The sequence below is a fragment of the Streptosporangium amethystogenes subsp. fukuiense genome (genome assembly GCF_042665875.1).
Taxonomy (GTDB): domain Bacteria; phylum Actinomycetota; class Actinomycetes; order Streptosporangiales; family Streptosporangiaceae; genus Streptosporangium; species Streptosporangium fukuiense.
In genome coordinates, this window is the sequence record NZ_JBHTEE010000001.1 from 4,252,926 (window position 1) to 4,266,169 (window position 13,244).

10 protein-coding genes are annotated in these 13,244 nt (G+C 72.0%); 5 read left to right on the forward strand and 5 right to left on the reverse strand.

All coding sequences use genetic code 11. The features are described 5' to 3' along the window. Positions 1 to 153: 153 nt before the first annotated feature. Together ACFQVD_RS17960 and ACFQVD_RS17965 are read right to left on the reverse strand one after the other, a co-directional pair. Positions 154 to 3,135: a bifunctional [glutamine synthetase] adenylyltransferase/[glutamine synthetase]-adenylyl-L-tyrosine phosphorylase gene (locus ACFQVD_RS17960; protein ID WP_343964134.1), complete on the reverse strand. Its 2,982-nt coding sequence runs from the start codon at positions 3,133 to 3,135 to the stop codon at positions 154 to 156. 207 nt (positions 3,136 to 3,342) lie between these two features. Continuing rightward, entirely contained in the window at positions 3,343 to 4,044 is a 702-nt protein-coding gene (locus ACFQVD_RS17965) for a type 1 glutamine amidotransferase (protein ID WP_343963914.1), read from the reverse strand. A 549-nt stretch (positions 4,045 to 4,593) separates the two neighbouring features. Here ACFQVD_RS17965 and iscB point away from each other — a divergent pair. Next, positions 4,594 to 5,952, forward strand: a complete 1,359-nt coding sequence (iscB, locus tag ACFQVD_RS17970; protein ID WP_343963916.1) for an RNA-guided endonuclease IscB — start codon at positions 4,594 to 4,596, stop codon at positions 5,950 to 5,952. Continuing rightward, on the forward strand, positions 5,949 to 6,812 hold the full coding sequence (locus tag ACFQVD_RS17975) for an alpha/beta fold hydrolase (protein ID WP_343963918.1): 864 nt from the start codon (positions 5,949 to 5,951) through the stop codon (positions 6,810 to 6,812). Before iscB ends, ACFQVD_RS17975 begins: the two co-directional genes overlap by 4 nt. A 30-nt stretch (positions 6,813 to 6,842) precedes the next feature. Here the strand turns inward: ACFQVD_RS17975 and ACFQVD_RS17980 are convergent, their stop codons facing one another. The 3 genes from ACFQVD_RS17980 to ACFQVD_RS17990 form a co-directional block, all read right to left on the reverse strand. Continuing rightward, on the reverse strand, positions 6,843 to 7,784 hold the full coding sequence (locus tag ACFQVD_RS17980; protein ID WP_343963920.1) for an acyl-CoA desaturase: 942 nt from the start codon (positions 7,782 to 7,784) through the stop codon (positions 6,843 to 6,845). A 264-nt stretch (positions 7,785 to 8,048) separates the two neighbouring features. Next, the gene (locus tag ACFQVD_RS17985; protein ID WP_343963922.1) at positions 8,049 to 8,774 is read right to left on the reverse strand and encodes a hypothetical protein; all 726 of its coding nucleotides are present in this window, start codon (positions 8,772 to 8,774) and stop codon (positions 8,049 to 8,051) included. A 276-nt stretch (positions 8,775 to 9,050) separates the two neighbouring features. Beyond that, positions 9,051 to 10,412, reverse strand: a complete 1,362-nt coding sequence (locus ACFQVD_RS17990; RefSeq protein ID WP_343963924.1) for a glutamine synthetase family protein — start codon at positions 10,410 to 10,412, stop codon at positions 9,051 to 9,053. Positions 10,413 to 10,595: 183 nt separating this feature from the next. Between ACFQVD_RS17990 and ACFQVD_RS17995 the strand changes: the two genes are divergently transcribed. From ACFQVD_RS17995 to ACFQVD_RS18005, 3 genes are all read left to right on the forward strand, one after another. Next, entirely contained in the window at positions 10,596 to 11,426 is an 831-nt protein-coding gene (locus tag ACFQVD_RS17995) for a terpene synthase family protein (RefSeq protein ID WP_343963926.1), read from the forward strand. 35 nt (positions 11,427 to 11,461) lie between these two features. After that, the gene (locus ACFQVD_RS18000) at positions 11,462 to 12,007 is read left to right on the forward strand and encodes an EF-hand domain-containing protein (protein ID WP_343963928.1); all 546 of its coding nucleotides are present in this window, start codon (positions 11,462 to 11,464) and stop codon (positions 12,005 to 12,007) included. 95 nt (positions 12,008 to 12,102) lie between these two features. Further along, positions 12,103 to 13,116: a terpene synthase family protein gene (locus ACFQVD_RS18005; protein WP_343963930.1), complete on the forward strand. Its 1,014-nt coding sequence runs from the start codon at positions 12,103 to 12,105 to the stop codon at positions 13,114 to 13,116. Positions 13,117 to 13,244: the final 128 nt, after the last annotated feature.

Genomic DNA, 13,244 nt, shown 5'->3' on the forward strand with positions numbered 1-13,244 from the left:
CGGGTCGGTTTTCGTGACGGTCCGGGTCGGGTGGCAGGCGTTCACTCCGCCCCGGGGAACGGAGACCCTCGCCCGCCGCGCGGGCTTCGGGTGGGTCGCCGCTTCCTCGCGCGTGGCCGGAGCAGGCCCCGGTCCTGTCGGCCGCGAGAACGGTCAGCCCTCGTAGAAGACGCGTTCCACGACCCGGCGGGCCCGGCGGGTGGCGCGGCGGTAGTCGTCCACGAAGTCCTCCGTACCGTCGGGCGGGTAGCCGAGGGCACGGGCGATGAGCATGCGCTCGCGGGCGTCCACCGGGACCGTGTCCGAGGCCCGGCCCCGGACCGCGACGATGGCGTCGCGGATGCGCGAGGCGAACCGCCATGCCTTGGCGAGCACCGCCTCGTCGGCCTCCGCGAGCAGCCCCTCGGCGACCGCCGCGCTCAGTGCCTCCAGAGTGCGGGTGGTCCGCAACGCCGGGAGGCGCCCGGCGTGGCGGAGCTGGATGAGCTGGGCCACCCACTCCACATCGGACAGCCCGCCGGGGCCGAGCTTGGTGTGCAGGGCGGGATCGGTGCCGCGCGGGAGGCGTTCGGCCTCCATCCGGGCCTTGAGCCTGCGGATCTCCACCACCGCCGCCTCGGAGATGCCCTCCGGCGGATAGCGCAGCGGGTCTGCCAGGTGCAGCAGGCCGACGCCGAGCTCGGCGTCCCCGGCGGAGAAGCGGGCGCGCAGCAGCGCCTGCGACTCCCACGGCGAGGACCACCGCTCGTAGTAGGCGGCGTACGAGGCCAGGGTGCGGACCAGTGGCCCGGCCTTACCCTCGGGACGCAGGCCGGGGTCGATGAGCAGCGGCGGGTCGGGGGCGGGCAGGGACAGCAGCCGGCGCAACTCGTTGGCCACCTCGAACGCCGTCTCGGTGGCCTCGCGCTCGGCCACCCCCTCCAGCGGCGAGTGCACGAACATCACGTCGGCGTCACTGCCGTAGGAGGACTCGATCCCGCCCAGGCGGCCCATCGCGATCACCGCGAACCTGGTGCCCAGCGGGGTACGGCGTTCCATCTCGACCTTGTCGATCGCGGCGTCGAGCGCGGCCTGGATCGTCACGTCGTTGAGCCCGGACAGCGTCCGGCCGACCTCCTCGATGTCGATGAGCCCGGAGAGGTCGGCGACGGCGGTGCGGAGCAGTTCCCTGCGGCGCAGCCCCCGGACCGCGGCCACCGCGCCCTCGGCGTCCCCCGGATGACGGGCGACCACGGTCCGCGCCTCCGACAGCAGCGCCTCGGCGGGCCTGGGGGCCAGCTCGGTGTCCGAGCCGAGCATCGCGACCGACTCCGGTGCGTTCATCAGCAGCCCCGTCACGTAACGGCTGGTACCGAGCATCCGGGCCAGCTGCGAGGCCACCGCGGTCTCGTCGCGCAGCAGTCGCAGGTACCACGGGGTGGAGCCGAGCTTGTCGGAGACCTGGCGGAAGCCGAGCAGGCCGGCGTCGGGGTCGGGGGCGTCGGCGAACCAGCCGAGCATGACCGGAAGGAGGGTGCGCTGGATCGCGGCACGACGGGAGACCCCCGTGGTCAGCGCGCTGATGTGGCGCAGCGCCCCGGCCGGGTCCTTGTAGCCGAGCGCCTCCAGGCGGGCCTTGGCCGCGGCGGTGGAGAGCCGGTCCTCGGACTCGGGCAGCCGGGCCACCGCCTGCAGCAGCGGCCGGTAGAACAGCTTCTCGTGCAGGCGTCGTGCCTCCATGGCGTGCCGCCGCCACCTGGTGGTGAACTCTCCCACCGGGTCGGCGGTCATGCCCAGGCTCCTGCCGAGGCGGCGCAGGTCGGCGTTTCCCTCGGGCACCACATGTGTGCGGCGGAGCCGGTGCAGCTGGATGAGGTGCTCGACCTGGCGCAGGAAGGTGTACGCCTCGGCGAGGGCCTTGGCGTCGTCCCTGCCCACGTAGCCGCCGCGGGAGAGGGCGGCGAGCGCGGGAAGCGTGGCACGGCGGCGCAGCAGCGGGTCGAGACGGCCGTGGACGAGCTGGAGCAGCTGCACCGCGAACTCGATGTCGCGCAGCCCGCCCGGCCCGAGCTTGAGCTGGCGCTCCGCCTCGCCACCGCGGACGTGGTCCTCCACCCGGCGGCGCATGGCCTGCACGTCCTCGACGAACCTGTCCCGGGTGGCGGCCTGCCAGACCATCTCGTTCACCGCGGCGACGTACTGCTCGCCGAGTTCGGTGTCACCCGCGACCGGTCGCGCCTTCAGCAGTGCCTGGAACTCCCACGTCTTGGCCCAGCGCCGGTAGTAGGCCAGGTGGCTGGCGAGGGTGCGGACCAGCGGCCCGGCCTTGCCCTCGGGGCGCAGCGCCGCGTCGACCTCCCACAGCGCCCCCTCCGGGGTGCTGGTCGAACAGGCGCGCATCACGCCCTGGGCCAGCCGGGTGGCGAGCTTGATGGCCCCGTGCTCGTCGAGGGAGTCGTCGGCACCCTCTCTCGGCTCGGCCACGAAGACGACGTCGACGTCGCTGATGTAGTTGAGCTCGCGTGCCCCGCACTTGCCCATGCCGATGACGGCCAGCCGCACCGCCCCCGCCTCCGGGTGCTCCGACCTGGCGACGGCGAGCCCCGCCTCCAGCGCGGCCCCGGCCAGGTCGGACAGCTCGGCGGTCACCTCCGACAGCGAGACGGCCCCGGTGACGTCGCGCGCGGCGAGGTGGAGCAGGCGGCCCCGGTAGGCGACGCGCAGCGCCGAGAGGGTGTCGGTGGAGGCGTCCGCGGCCCTCGGCTCGGGGTCGTCGGGCTCGGCGCCGACCGCGAGCAGCAGCTCCGCGCGGAGCTCCCCCTCGCCCGGGCGCCCCATCGCCGACGCCCCGCCGAGCAGTCGCCAGTGCTCCGGGTGCCTGACGACATGGTCGCCGAGCGCGGCACTGACGCCGAAGACGCCGAGCAACCGGTCTCGCAGCCCGGAATCCGCTCGGAGCGCTCCAAGAACGCTGGGGTCCTGCTCGGCCAGCCGGTTCAGCGAGGTGAGCGCCAGGTCGGGATCGGCCGCGGCGACCAGCGAGGTCAGCAGGTCGATGTCTCCGAAGGCCTCCGGCCCCAATTCGTCGAGCAGCCGCTCGGCCCTGGCCCCGTCGGCGAAGCCGAGCCTGGCCAGACGCCCGGCGGTCGTCTGCATCCGGGGCACGGTCTCCACCGACCCTCCATGGTCCTCGATCACAGGCACGGGTGCCCTTCCTCAATCCTTACCCCGAGCGATCAAAGGTGCACGCCCCTCGCGGTCGCGTCGGCCTCGGCGCGCACCTTGGGCATTCGGAGCGTCGCCGCACAGGTTAATCCCGAAACTGTGCGCCGTCGTTAGCGGATTCGGAACGTAATCGCTCGGTCACGCGGTTTGGACGGCGGTGGCGAAACGCTCGGCGAGCGGCTTCCAGGCGGCGACGAGCCGCTCTCCGGCCTCCTTCACCTGCGCGTTGAGCTCCTCGACCGGGTGACCCAGGTCGGTCAGCCGGTCGGCCGAGCCGGCCGTCCAGCCGGCGAAGATCTCCGGGGTGGCCTCGGGGTGGAACTGCACCGCCCAGGCGTTCTCCCCCAGCCGGTACGCCTGGTTGGGGTAGGGGTCGCCGGTGGCCAGCGGCACCGCGCCCGCGGGGAGCCGCGTGATCGCGTCGCGGTGGTACTGGACGGCGGGGGAGGGGGCGAGACCGGTGAACAGCGGGTCCGCCCCGGCGGCCGGCAGCGGGACGACCTCGGTCGCGCCGACCTCCAGCCCGTGCTCTCCGCGCTCGACGGCGCCGCCGCAGGCGAGCGTCATGAGCTGGGCGCCCAGGCAGATCCCCAGGGTGGGCACGCCCGCCTCGACACAGCCGCGGATCAGGTCTCGGGTGGCGGGCAGCCAGGGATACTGCTCGTCCTCCCAGGCCGCCGCCTCGCCGCCGAGGACGATCAGCCCGTCGGCGGCCCGCTCGGGCACGGCCTCACCCAGGTAGGGCCGGACGATCTCGCAGGCGACCCCGGCTCCGGACAGCCAATCGGCGAGGAACCCGAGGCCCGCGTCCGCCTCGTGCTCGATGACGGTAATTCTCATACGGCAATTATGGGCTGAAATGGGGATAAGCCCAGCGCGGGAGTGGACGCAGGAGACCGGGATCCTTGAGCGGAGGCACCCGCCGCCGTCCTCCCGGTGACCTGGCCGTGGCCGCCACCGGATACATTGCCGAGGCACGCGGCACCGGGCCGCCTTCTCCCCTTCGCCGGAAGGCAGAGGTATCCGTACTTGAGGAGAGCCGGTCAACGACCCCCTCCTGAAGGAGGGGGCTTGATGCGCAGCGATGCGCTTTACAAGCCCCGCGTTGACCAGCCCTAGCCGTCACGAACTGGAGGTGTGATCCAGATGGCTACGTTTCATGTAGGTGAGCAGACCCACCGGCGGGTGCTTCCTCAGCCTGCCGCTCTGGAATCCGTGGGAGCAGACACGCCCGGGGGTGGGCACGAAACGGCTCACGGACTCCCGGCGACGCCGGGCACCGGCATGGAACCTGGGCGAGGGGAGATCGGTTCGGCCGCACCGCCGGACCGGCGTCACCCCGAGGGCGCCTCGGCGCCTGAGGGAGCGAACCGTGAGGTTCATCCGGCCGTGTTCGTCCTCGACAGGCGCGGCCACCCGCTTGACCCCTGCCACCCTGCCCGTGCCCGCCGCCTGCTGGCGGCCGGGCGGGCGGTGGTGGTGCGCCACACTCCGTTCGTCATCCGCCTCAAAGACCGGTCGGCCGCCGACTGCGTGGTGAACGGCGTCGCGATCGGTATCGATCCCGGTTCCAAACACACCGGCCTGGCCGTGTTCACCGGCCACGACGGAAGCCGGGCCGGACGGTATGCGATCCAGCTCGACCACCGAGGCGCGGCGATCCGCGACAAGCTCGCCTCGCGGGCCGCGTACCGGCGGGGGAGACGGTCACGCAACCTGCGCCACCGCGCACCCCGGTTCCTCAACCGCACCAAACCGCCAGGGTGGCTCGCACCGTCCCTGCGACACCGCGTCGAGACCACCATGTCGTGGGTGGCGCGGTTGACCCGGTGGGCGCCCGTCACAGCCGTTCACGTGGAGAGGGTCTCCTTCGACACCCACGCCCTGTCTGCCGGGCGGCCGCTCGAAGGGGTGAAGTACCAGCAGGGCACCCTGGCCGGGTACGAGGTCCGCGAATACCTGCTGGCCAAATGGGAGCGCACCTGCGCCTACTGCGGCGCGAGCGGCGTACCGCTCAACCTCGACCACATCCACCCCCTCAGCCGGGGCGGCTCGGATCGGATCAGCAACCTCACCCTGGCCTGCATCGGCTGCAACCAGACCAAGAACGCCACCCCCGTGCAGGAGTTCCTCAAGGACAAGCCCGCCCTGCTGGCGAGGATCCTCAAGCAGGCGAAGGCTCCGCTGCGCGACGCGGCGGCGGTCAACGCCACCCGGTGGGCGCTGTGGCGGGCCTTGGAGGCGACCGGCCTGTCGGTTCACACCGCCTCCGGTGGCCGCACGAAGTGGAACCGCTCTCGCACCGGTGCCGCCAAGTCCCACACGTTGGACGCGCTGCACGTCGGCCCGCTGGGGGACGTCACCGCCTGGCCATCGGCGGTCCTGGTGGTCAAGGCGACCGGTCGCGGCGCCTACGCCCGCACCCGCCCCGACCGCTACGGCTTTCCCCGCCTGCGGCTACCCCGGACCAAGCAGGTCAGGGGGTTCGCCACCGGCGACCTGGTCCGCGCGACCGTCCCGGCCGGCAAGAAGGCCGGAGTTCACACCGGGCGGGTCGCGGTCCGCTCCACCGGCAGTTTCAACATCACCACCCGGCACGGCACCGTGCAGGGAATCGGCCACCGCCACGTCCACTTGCTCCAGCGAGCCGACGGCTACGGCTACACCACCCACCCGGAAACGCGGCACCGGGCCGCGTTTCCTCCCCCGCCTGAAGGCGGGGGTCTCCACGCTGGAGGTATCCGATGAATCCCGTCCTGAGTGATGTCGAGGTCCCCGGCGGCGCGCTGCGCGTCGCCAGGTTCGGAACCGGGCCGCGCGTGATCGTGGCCGTGCACGGCATCACCGCCTCGCTCATGTCATGGACCGGCGTCGCCCGCAGGCTGCCCGCCGACTGGTCGCTGGTCGCGATGGACCTGCGCGGCCGGGGCCACAGCGCCGGGCTCCCCGGCCCGTACGGTCTGGCCAGGCACGCCGAGGACGTGAACCTCGTCGCCCGGTCCGTGGGCGCGGAGTCCGACATCGTGCTCACCGGCCACTCGATGGGCGCCTACGTCACCGCGCTCGCCGCGGCGGGCCACGACTACGCCAGGGTCGTGCTGGTCGACGGCGGCCTCCCGCTGCCGATGCCTCCCGGAGCGGACCCCGACGCGGTCATCGAGGCCATACTCGGGCCCGCCGTCGCCCGGCTGGAGCAGACCTTCCCGAGCGTCGAAGCGTACGTGGACTTCTTCAAGGCCCACCCGGCCTTCGTCGACGCGTGGACCGAGGAGGCGGAGGAGTACGTCCGCTACGACGCCTCGGGACCGGAGGGCGCGGTGCGCTCGCGGGCACGGCAGGAGCCGGTCCGCGAGGACGGCCGGTGGATGCTCACCGAGGACGAGGCGATCGGTGCCGCGCTGTCGGCGATCACCTCCCCCCTGTCGCTGCTGCGTGCCCCCCGGGGACTGCTGAACCAGCCGGTCGGCATGTTGCCCGACGAGCTCGCCGCCGCCTGGACCGCGCGGCTGCCCTCGCTGAAGGACGAGGTGGTCGAGGACTGCAACCACTACACGATCCTCTTCGACGACCGCTGCGCCTCGCTGATCGCCGAGCGCCTCACCCACTGACCGCGGGGAACGCGCGGACGGGCACCGGCGTCAGGCGGTCCTGGTCACCCGGCGGGCGGCCAGCCGTCCGGCGTCGGGCCAGCGGACGTCGGTGGCCCAGCCCGCCCGTTCCAGCAGCCAGATCAGCCGGGCGCTCGGGTCGACCTGGCCGCGCAGGACACCGTGCCTGGCACAGGTGGGGTCGGCATGGTGCAGGTTGTGCCACGCCTCTCCCAGCGAGACCACCGCGAGCCACCACACGTTGCGGGAGCGGTCCCTGACGGAGAACTCCTCCCTGCCGAACGTGTGGCAGATCGAGTTGATCGACCAGGTCACGTGGTGCAGGACGAAGACGCGTACCGGACCGCCCCAGAAACCCGCGGTGAGCGCGGCCTGCCAGGAGCCGCCCCACAGTCCCCCGGCCAGCGCGGGCAGGCCCACCGAGAGCAGCACGACCGGCACGTAGGCCAGGTTGTGCGAGAGGAACCTGATCGGCCGGTCGGCGAGGAGGTCGGGGCAGAAACGCCGCCTGGAGGTCTGCTCGGGACTGAACAGCCAGCCGACATGGGCGTGGAGGAGTCCCCTGGACAGCCCGGCGAATCCGGGCCCGAAGCGCCACGGCGAGTGCGGGTCGCCGTCCCTGTCGGCGTACTTGTGGTGCCGGCGGTGGTCGGCCACCCAGCGGATCACCGGGCCCTGCAACGACATGCCCCCGGCGATCGCCAGCACCACCCGGAGCCAGGTGGGGGCCTGGAACGAGCGGTGGGTGAAGTGCCGGTGGTAGCCGACGGTGACGCCGAACCCGGTGACGAGGTACATCACCGCGGCGATGACCACGTCCCGCCACCCGAGCCCCCACCCCCAGGCGAAGGGCACGGCGGCCAGGACGGCGAGGAAGGGGGCGACGACGAACAGGACGATCAGGAGGCGTTCGAACCACGGCACGGGCCGGTCGGCGAGGTCCTGCGGCGCGACGGCGGAGGAGGATGCCATGCCTGCCGAAGCTAATCGCCCGCCGCGCGGAAAGCTCGACGCCTCAGGGCGATTTATCACCTCGCGCTTGTCAGCCCGATGACAATCTCCACGGGTGTGGCCCGGTGCGGTGGATCACAGACCTTCGCCGGGCCTCCCCGAGCGGCGTGCCGCCTGTCTCGGGGTGCTCCGCGATCGCCCGCGCCAGGCCCCGTCCGGCGGATCCCGCCGAGGCGGGGAACCGCCCGGCGGGCCACGGCGGGCAGGGGTTTCGGAGGGCGGGACCTAGGCGGGAGCGATCCAGACGGCCTTGGCGGCGGCGACCAGGGTGCCGTCGGTCTCGTAGATGGCGCTCTCCCCGAAGAGCTTGCGTCCCTCGCGGCCACTGGCGCGGGCGACGACGGAGTAGGTGCCGCCGGGATAGATCCGGCGGTGCAGCCGCGCGGTCAGCCGGCCGAGCAGGGCGAACTCGCCCGGCTGGAAGTGCGCCCAGCCGGTGGGGCAGTCGAGGGCCGCCCAGACGATCGCGTCGGGGACGGCGCCGTCCTCGTCGGTGACGGTCATCGGGACCCGCCAGCCGGCGGCGATCAGGCCGGTGCCGGAGACCGGGCCGGGGAAGATCCGCAGGCCGTCGCCGGGATCGCGCATGCCGCACGCGAAGCAGCCGGGGAAGGCGTGTTCGACGAGGCCGGCGAAGCCGCCCTCGGCCCGCGCCGCCTCGTTGAAGGGCACGAAGGCCGGTACGTCGAACTCCTCGGTGACCGTGATGGCCTCGACGAGGAGCCTCTCACCGTCGGTGAGGGTCGTGGTGTTGGCGAGGTGGCGCAGGGACAGCTCGGTGTCCAGTGGCGTGGGCGCGTGCAGCGTGACCTCGACGGCCGAGTCGTGCCGGGCGCCGTGCAACGCCTCGGAGACCGTGCCCGCGATCCATCCGCCGTTCGCGGACCCCTCGGGGCCGCGGAAACGCGCCGGAACGGTCAGCACGGTCTGCAGCTCGGCAGCCGTCGTCATGCCGCACCTCCTGTCGCCTTTTAGGGCGATTTATCCTTAAAAACAACGGTATTCGGACTGGCCGATTTTACCGGACTGCTTGTACATACAGCCAACTCGGGGTCGATGACGCCTCGATTAGCAGCGGGTAACACCGGTATGACGTTCGGCGGGCGGCGTCGGATTACCCGTCTCCGAGACATGTCGGCACACCCCCGGCGACCGTACGGCACGGTCCGCGTGGTCGTCGGCGCGACGGGAGCCCTGACGCCCGCCGCGCCGGAAACACGGAGGCGGCTAGAGGACCGGCAGGTAGCGGCCGAGCTCGAATTCGGTGACCTGGCGGCGGTATTCGTTCCACTCGGCGCGCTTGTTACGCAGGAAGTAGTCGAAGACGTGCTCGCCGAGGGTCTCGGCGACGAGCTCGCTGCGCTCCATGACCGCGATGGCCTCGTCCAGCGACTGGGGCAGCGGCTGGATGCCCAGTGCCCTGCGCTCGGCCGAGGTCAGCGCCCAGACGTCGTCCTCGGCGCCGGGGGGCATCTCGTACCCCTCCTCGATTCCCCTCAGACCGGCCGCCAGGATCACGGCGAAGGCCAGGTAGGGGTTGCAGGCGGAGTCGAGCGAGCGGAACTCGATGCGGGTCGAGCCGCCCTTGTGCGGCTTGTACATCGGCACCCGGACCAGGGCCGAGCGGTTGTTGTGTCCCCAGGAGATGTAGCTCGGGGCCTCGCCGCCGGCTCCGGCGATCGCCTCGGCGCCGCCCCAGAGCCGCTTGTAGGAGTTGACCCACTGGTTGCAGACCGCGGTGATCTCGGCGGCGTGCACCAGCAGGCCCCCTATGAAGGAGCGGCCGATCTTGGAGAGCTGGTAGTCGGCGCCCGGCTCGTAGAAGGCGTTACGGTCGCCCTCGAAGAGCGACATGTGGGTGTGCATGCCGGAGCCGGGATGCTCGGTGAAGGGCTTGGGCATGAAGCTCGCCCAGATGCCCTGCTCCAGCGCGACCTCCTTCATGACCAGGCGGAAGGTCATGATGTTGTCGGCGGTGGTGAGCGCGTCGGCGTAGCGCAGGTCGATCTCCTGCTGGCCGGGACCGCCCTCGTGGTGGCTGTACTCGACGGAGATGCCCATCGACTCCAGCATCATGATCGCGTTACGCCGGAAGTCGTGGCCGGAGCTGTGCGGAGTGTGGTCGAAGTAGCCGCCGTCGTCGATCGGCTCGGGCCGCTCACCGCCCTCGGGCCGGTTCTTCAGCAGGAAGAACTCGATCTCCGGGTGGGTGTAGAAACTGAAGCCCATGTCGGAGGCCTTCGACAGGGTGCGCTTGAGCACCCAGCGCGGGTCCGCGTGCGAGGGCGAGCCGTCCGGCATGAGGATGTCGCAGAACATCCGGGCCGCGCCCGGCGTCTCGCTGCGCCACGGAAGGATCTGGAAGGTCGACGGGTCGGGCTTGGCGAGCATGTCCGACTCGTAGACCCGGGCGAAGCCCTCGATCGCCGAGCCGTCGAAGCCGATGCCCTCGGCGAAGGCTCCCTCAAGTTCGGCCGGGGCGATCGCCACCGACTTCAGGAACCCGAGCACATCGGTGAACCACAGCCGGATGAACCGGATGTCGCGCTCCTCAAGGGTGCGGAGAACGAACTCCTGCTGGCGGTCCAAGGCTTCTCCTTCATTGCCGACGTGCTGCGACACGCCTGGTGGTCTATCAGTTTGCCCGCTAAGTGTTTCGCACACGTTACGAGGAAGAACAGTGAGATGCGCGTCGCGCCTCCGCGTGACAGGCCCCGTCCCCTCTTACAGTGTGCGACCGGAGCCGCTGGAAGTTCGATCCGGGGGGAAACGATGACGCGCACCGAAGTTCACGAACCACCGTACGCGGTCTCGCCACCGGTCAGGCTCACCGAACGCCTCGCGGCGTTGACGATGCCCTGCCCCGTCCACCCGTCGATACACCTGGTCGAGGCCGCGGCGTCCGACTGGGCCCGGCTGGCCGGGCTGGCCCCGGACCCCGCCGCCTCCTGGCTGGCCGGGCGGGCGTTCGCCCGCTGCGAAACCCGCGCGGTCACGTTGCTCGCCCGCTGGCTGACCTGGGGGGCACGGCTGCGCGAGGAGCCCGCGGCGCTCACCCCGGTCCTCGCCGTGGCCGGGGGCGGCGAGCCGGGCACGGCACCGCTGACACGGGCCTTCGCCGATCTCTGGGGAGCCTGCGCCCCCCGGATGAGTGACGCGTGGCGCGAGCGCTTCACCGCCGGACTGGCCACCGGCGTGCCCGCGAACGCCTTCGGCCGCCTGCCGCTGGACCTGGTGGAGCCCTGCTACGGGGTGGAGGTGCCCGCCCCGGTGCGGCGGAGCCCGCGCTGGCGGGCGCTCGTCGAGGCGAGCGGCGACGTGACCGCCTGGTGCGCGGAGGCGGCGGCCGAACAGGACGGCGTGCCAGGCGCGTTCCTGGAACGCTCCAATCGGAGGGCGGAGGAGCGGGTGATCGACCGCGTGGCCGCCCGGATGGAGGAGCTGTGGACGGCGGCCCGCGCGATCCCGGCGCTCACCGAACGACACGATCTCGGCCTCGCCGTCTCCCAGGACGTGACGCGGGTGGCATGTGCTTTCTTGACCATCCCGAGGGCTTATCTGGAGTGGCTCCTGGAAACGCCCCGCTATCGTCACTTAGGGTAATAGTTCGAGTCCATCAAGTGACGACGGAGTAAACGATGAGCACCAGGCTCCTCAACCGCAAGCTCGACCGTGCCTTCGAGCACATGGACGTCGACGGCAGCGGATCGATCGGGCGCGAGGACCTTCTCGGCCTCGGAGCCCGGATCCTCGTCGGCTTCGGTGAGTCGCCGACCTCCCCGGCCGGCAGCAGGCTCGAGCAGGGCTTCGAGGGGATCTGGCGGACACTGGCCGCGGAGATCGACGCCGACGGCGACCGTGCGATCTCAGCGGAGGAGTTCCGCGCCGGCATGACCTCCGCGTTCGTCGAGGGCGACCGGTTCGACGCGGTCTTCGGGCCCGCGGCCGAGGCGGTGGCCTGGCTGTGCGACCCCGACGGCGACGGCGTCGTCGGGCCGGACGAGTTCTGGGTCATGATGGCCGCGTTCGGCACCTCCCGCGAGGATGTGACGGCCGCCTTCCAGCGGCTCGACGGCGACGGCGACGGCGCGGTGTCCGTGGGCGAACTGGTCGAGGCGACCCGGCAGTTCTACACGAGCGCCGATCCGGACGTGGCCGGCAACTGGCTGTTCGGTCCGCTGTAGTGGCTCTCACCCCAACGTTCGGCGATCCCCTGACCTTTCCCCGACCCCACTCACAGCCCTTGTCGCACTCCCTGCACCCATCTCCCGCACCTGTCATGCGTCCCTTCGCCGCCCCGCCCCCCGGGACCGCGGGATGCCCGGAGCCGCCACCCCTCTCCGGGGTGGCCGCGGCTTCGCTGCTCCCCCTCGCCGAGCTCGTACCGGCGATGTCCGCACCGTGCCGGATGCATCCCTCGGTCGACCTGATCGGCGCCGGACTCGCCGGCTGGGCCCGCGAGACCGGGCTGGAGGCTCCCCCGCGCGCCGGGTTCGAGCGGATGGCGGGCCGGGCCTTCGCCGGGTTCGGCGTGGAGGCGGCGCTGCTGTTCGCCAAATGGCTGACCTGGCTGTTCCATTTCGACGACGAGTGGGACGAGAAGCCCGCCGGGCGCGCGGCCGAGATCGTGGAGACCGCCTTCGCCAGGCTCGACCTCGTCGCGCGCGCTCCCGGCCACGCCTCCTCGCCCGTCGAGGTCGCCTTCGCCGACCTCTGGAAGATCACCGCGGGGCGGATGAGCACCCGGTGGCGGCACCGGTTCCTGGCGGGGCTGGCGGCGCAGGGCGAGGCGTGCCGCACCGAGGCCGAGAACCGGTGCGCGGGCCGGGTGCCCTCCCCCGCGGAGTATCCGCGGCTGCGGCGGGGCACCGCGGGCCCCTACCTGTTCGACCTGGTGGAGCCGTGCCTGGGGGTGGAGGTACCCGCGGGGCTGCGCGAGAGCACGACGTGGCGGACGCTGGTGGACGCCTGCAACGACGTCACCGCGTGGTGCAACGACGTCGCCTCGCACCACAAGGAGCGGGCCAACGGCGACGTGCACAACTACGTGACGGTCGCCGCGACCGCGTTCGGGCTCTCCGACGGCGCCGCCGTCACCTGGGTGAACGACCGGATCGCCGTCCGCGCCGAGGATCTGCGGATCTCCGCGCGCCGGCTGCCGGCGCTGTTCGACCGGTTCGAGCTGTCGACCGGCCAGGCCAGGGAGGTCAGCAAGGTCGCGTGCGCGTTCCTCGCGGCGCCGAGAGCGCAGCTGGAATGGCTCCTGGAGTCCAGCCGGTACGACGTGCCGTGACCGGCACCCGCTCCCACCCGGGCGAGTCCGCCCGGGTGGGAGCGGGCCGGGTGAAAGCGCCCGCCGGCTCCGGGGCTTCGTACGAGATACGCCCTGCTTTGATCTCTTATTGATTGGTTTGCGTTTCA

What these genes read in the sequence shown, in the direction of transcription:
- ACFQVD_RS17960 (WP_343964134.1), bottom strand. Translation starts at nt 3,135, where the DNA reads ATGCAGACGACCGCCGGGCGTCTGGCCAGGCTCGGCTTCGCCGACGGG.
- ACFQVD_RS17965 (WP_343963914.1), bottom strand. Translation starts at nt 4,044, where the DNA reads ATGAGAATTACCGTCATCGAGCACGAGGCGGACGCGGGCCTCGGGTTC.
- ACFQVD_RS17975 (WP_343963918.1), top strand. Translation starts at nt 5,949, where the DNA reads ATGAATCCCGTCCTGAGTGATGTCGAGGTCCCCGGCGGCGCGCTGCGC.
- ACFQVD_RS17980 (WP_343963920.1), bottom strand. Translation starts at nt 7,784, where the DNA reads ATGGCATCCTCCTCCGCCGTCGCGCCGCAGGACCTCGCCGACCGGCCC.
- ACFQVD_RS17985 (WP_343963922.1), bottom strand. Translation starts at nt 8,774, where the DNA reads ATGACGACGGCTGCCGAGCTGCAGACCGTGCTGACCGTTCCGGCGCGT.
- ACFQVD_RS17995 (WP_343963926.1), top strand. Translation starts at nt 10,596, where the DNA reads ATGACGCGCACCGAAGTTCACGAACCACCGTACGCGGTCTCGCCACCG.
- ACFQVD_RS18000 (WP_343963928.1), top strand. Translation starts at nt 11,462, where the DNA reads ATGAGCACCAGGCTCCTCAACCGCAAGCTCGACCGTGCCTTCGAGCAC.
- ACFQVD_RS18005 (WP_343963930.1), top strand. Translation starts at nt 12,103, where the DNA reads ATGCGTCCCTTCGCCGCCCCGCCCCCCGGGACCGCGGGATGCCCGGAG.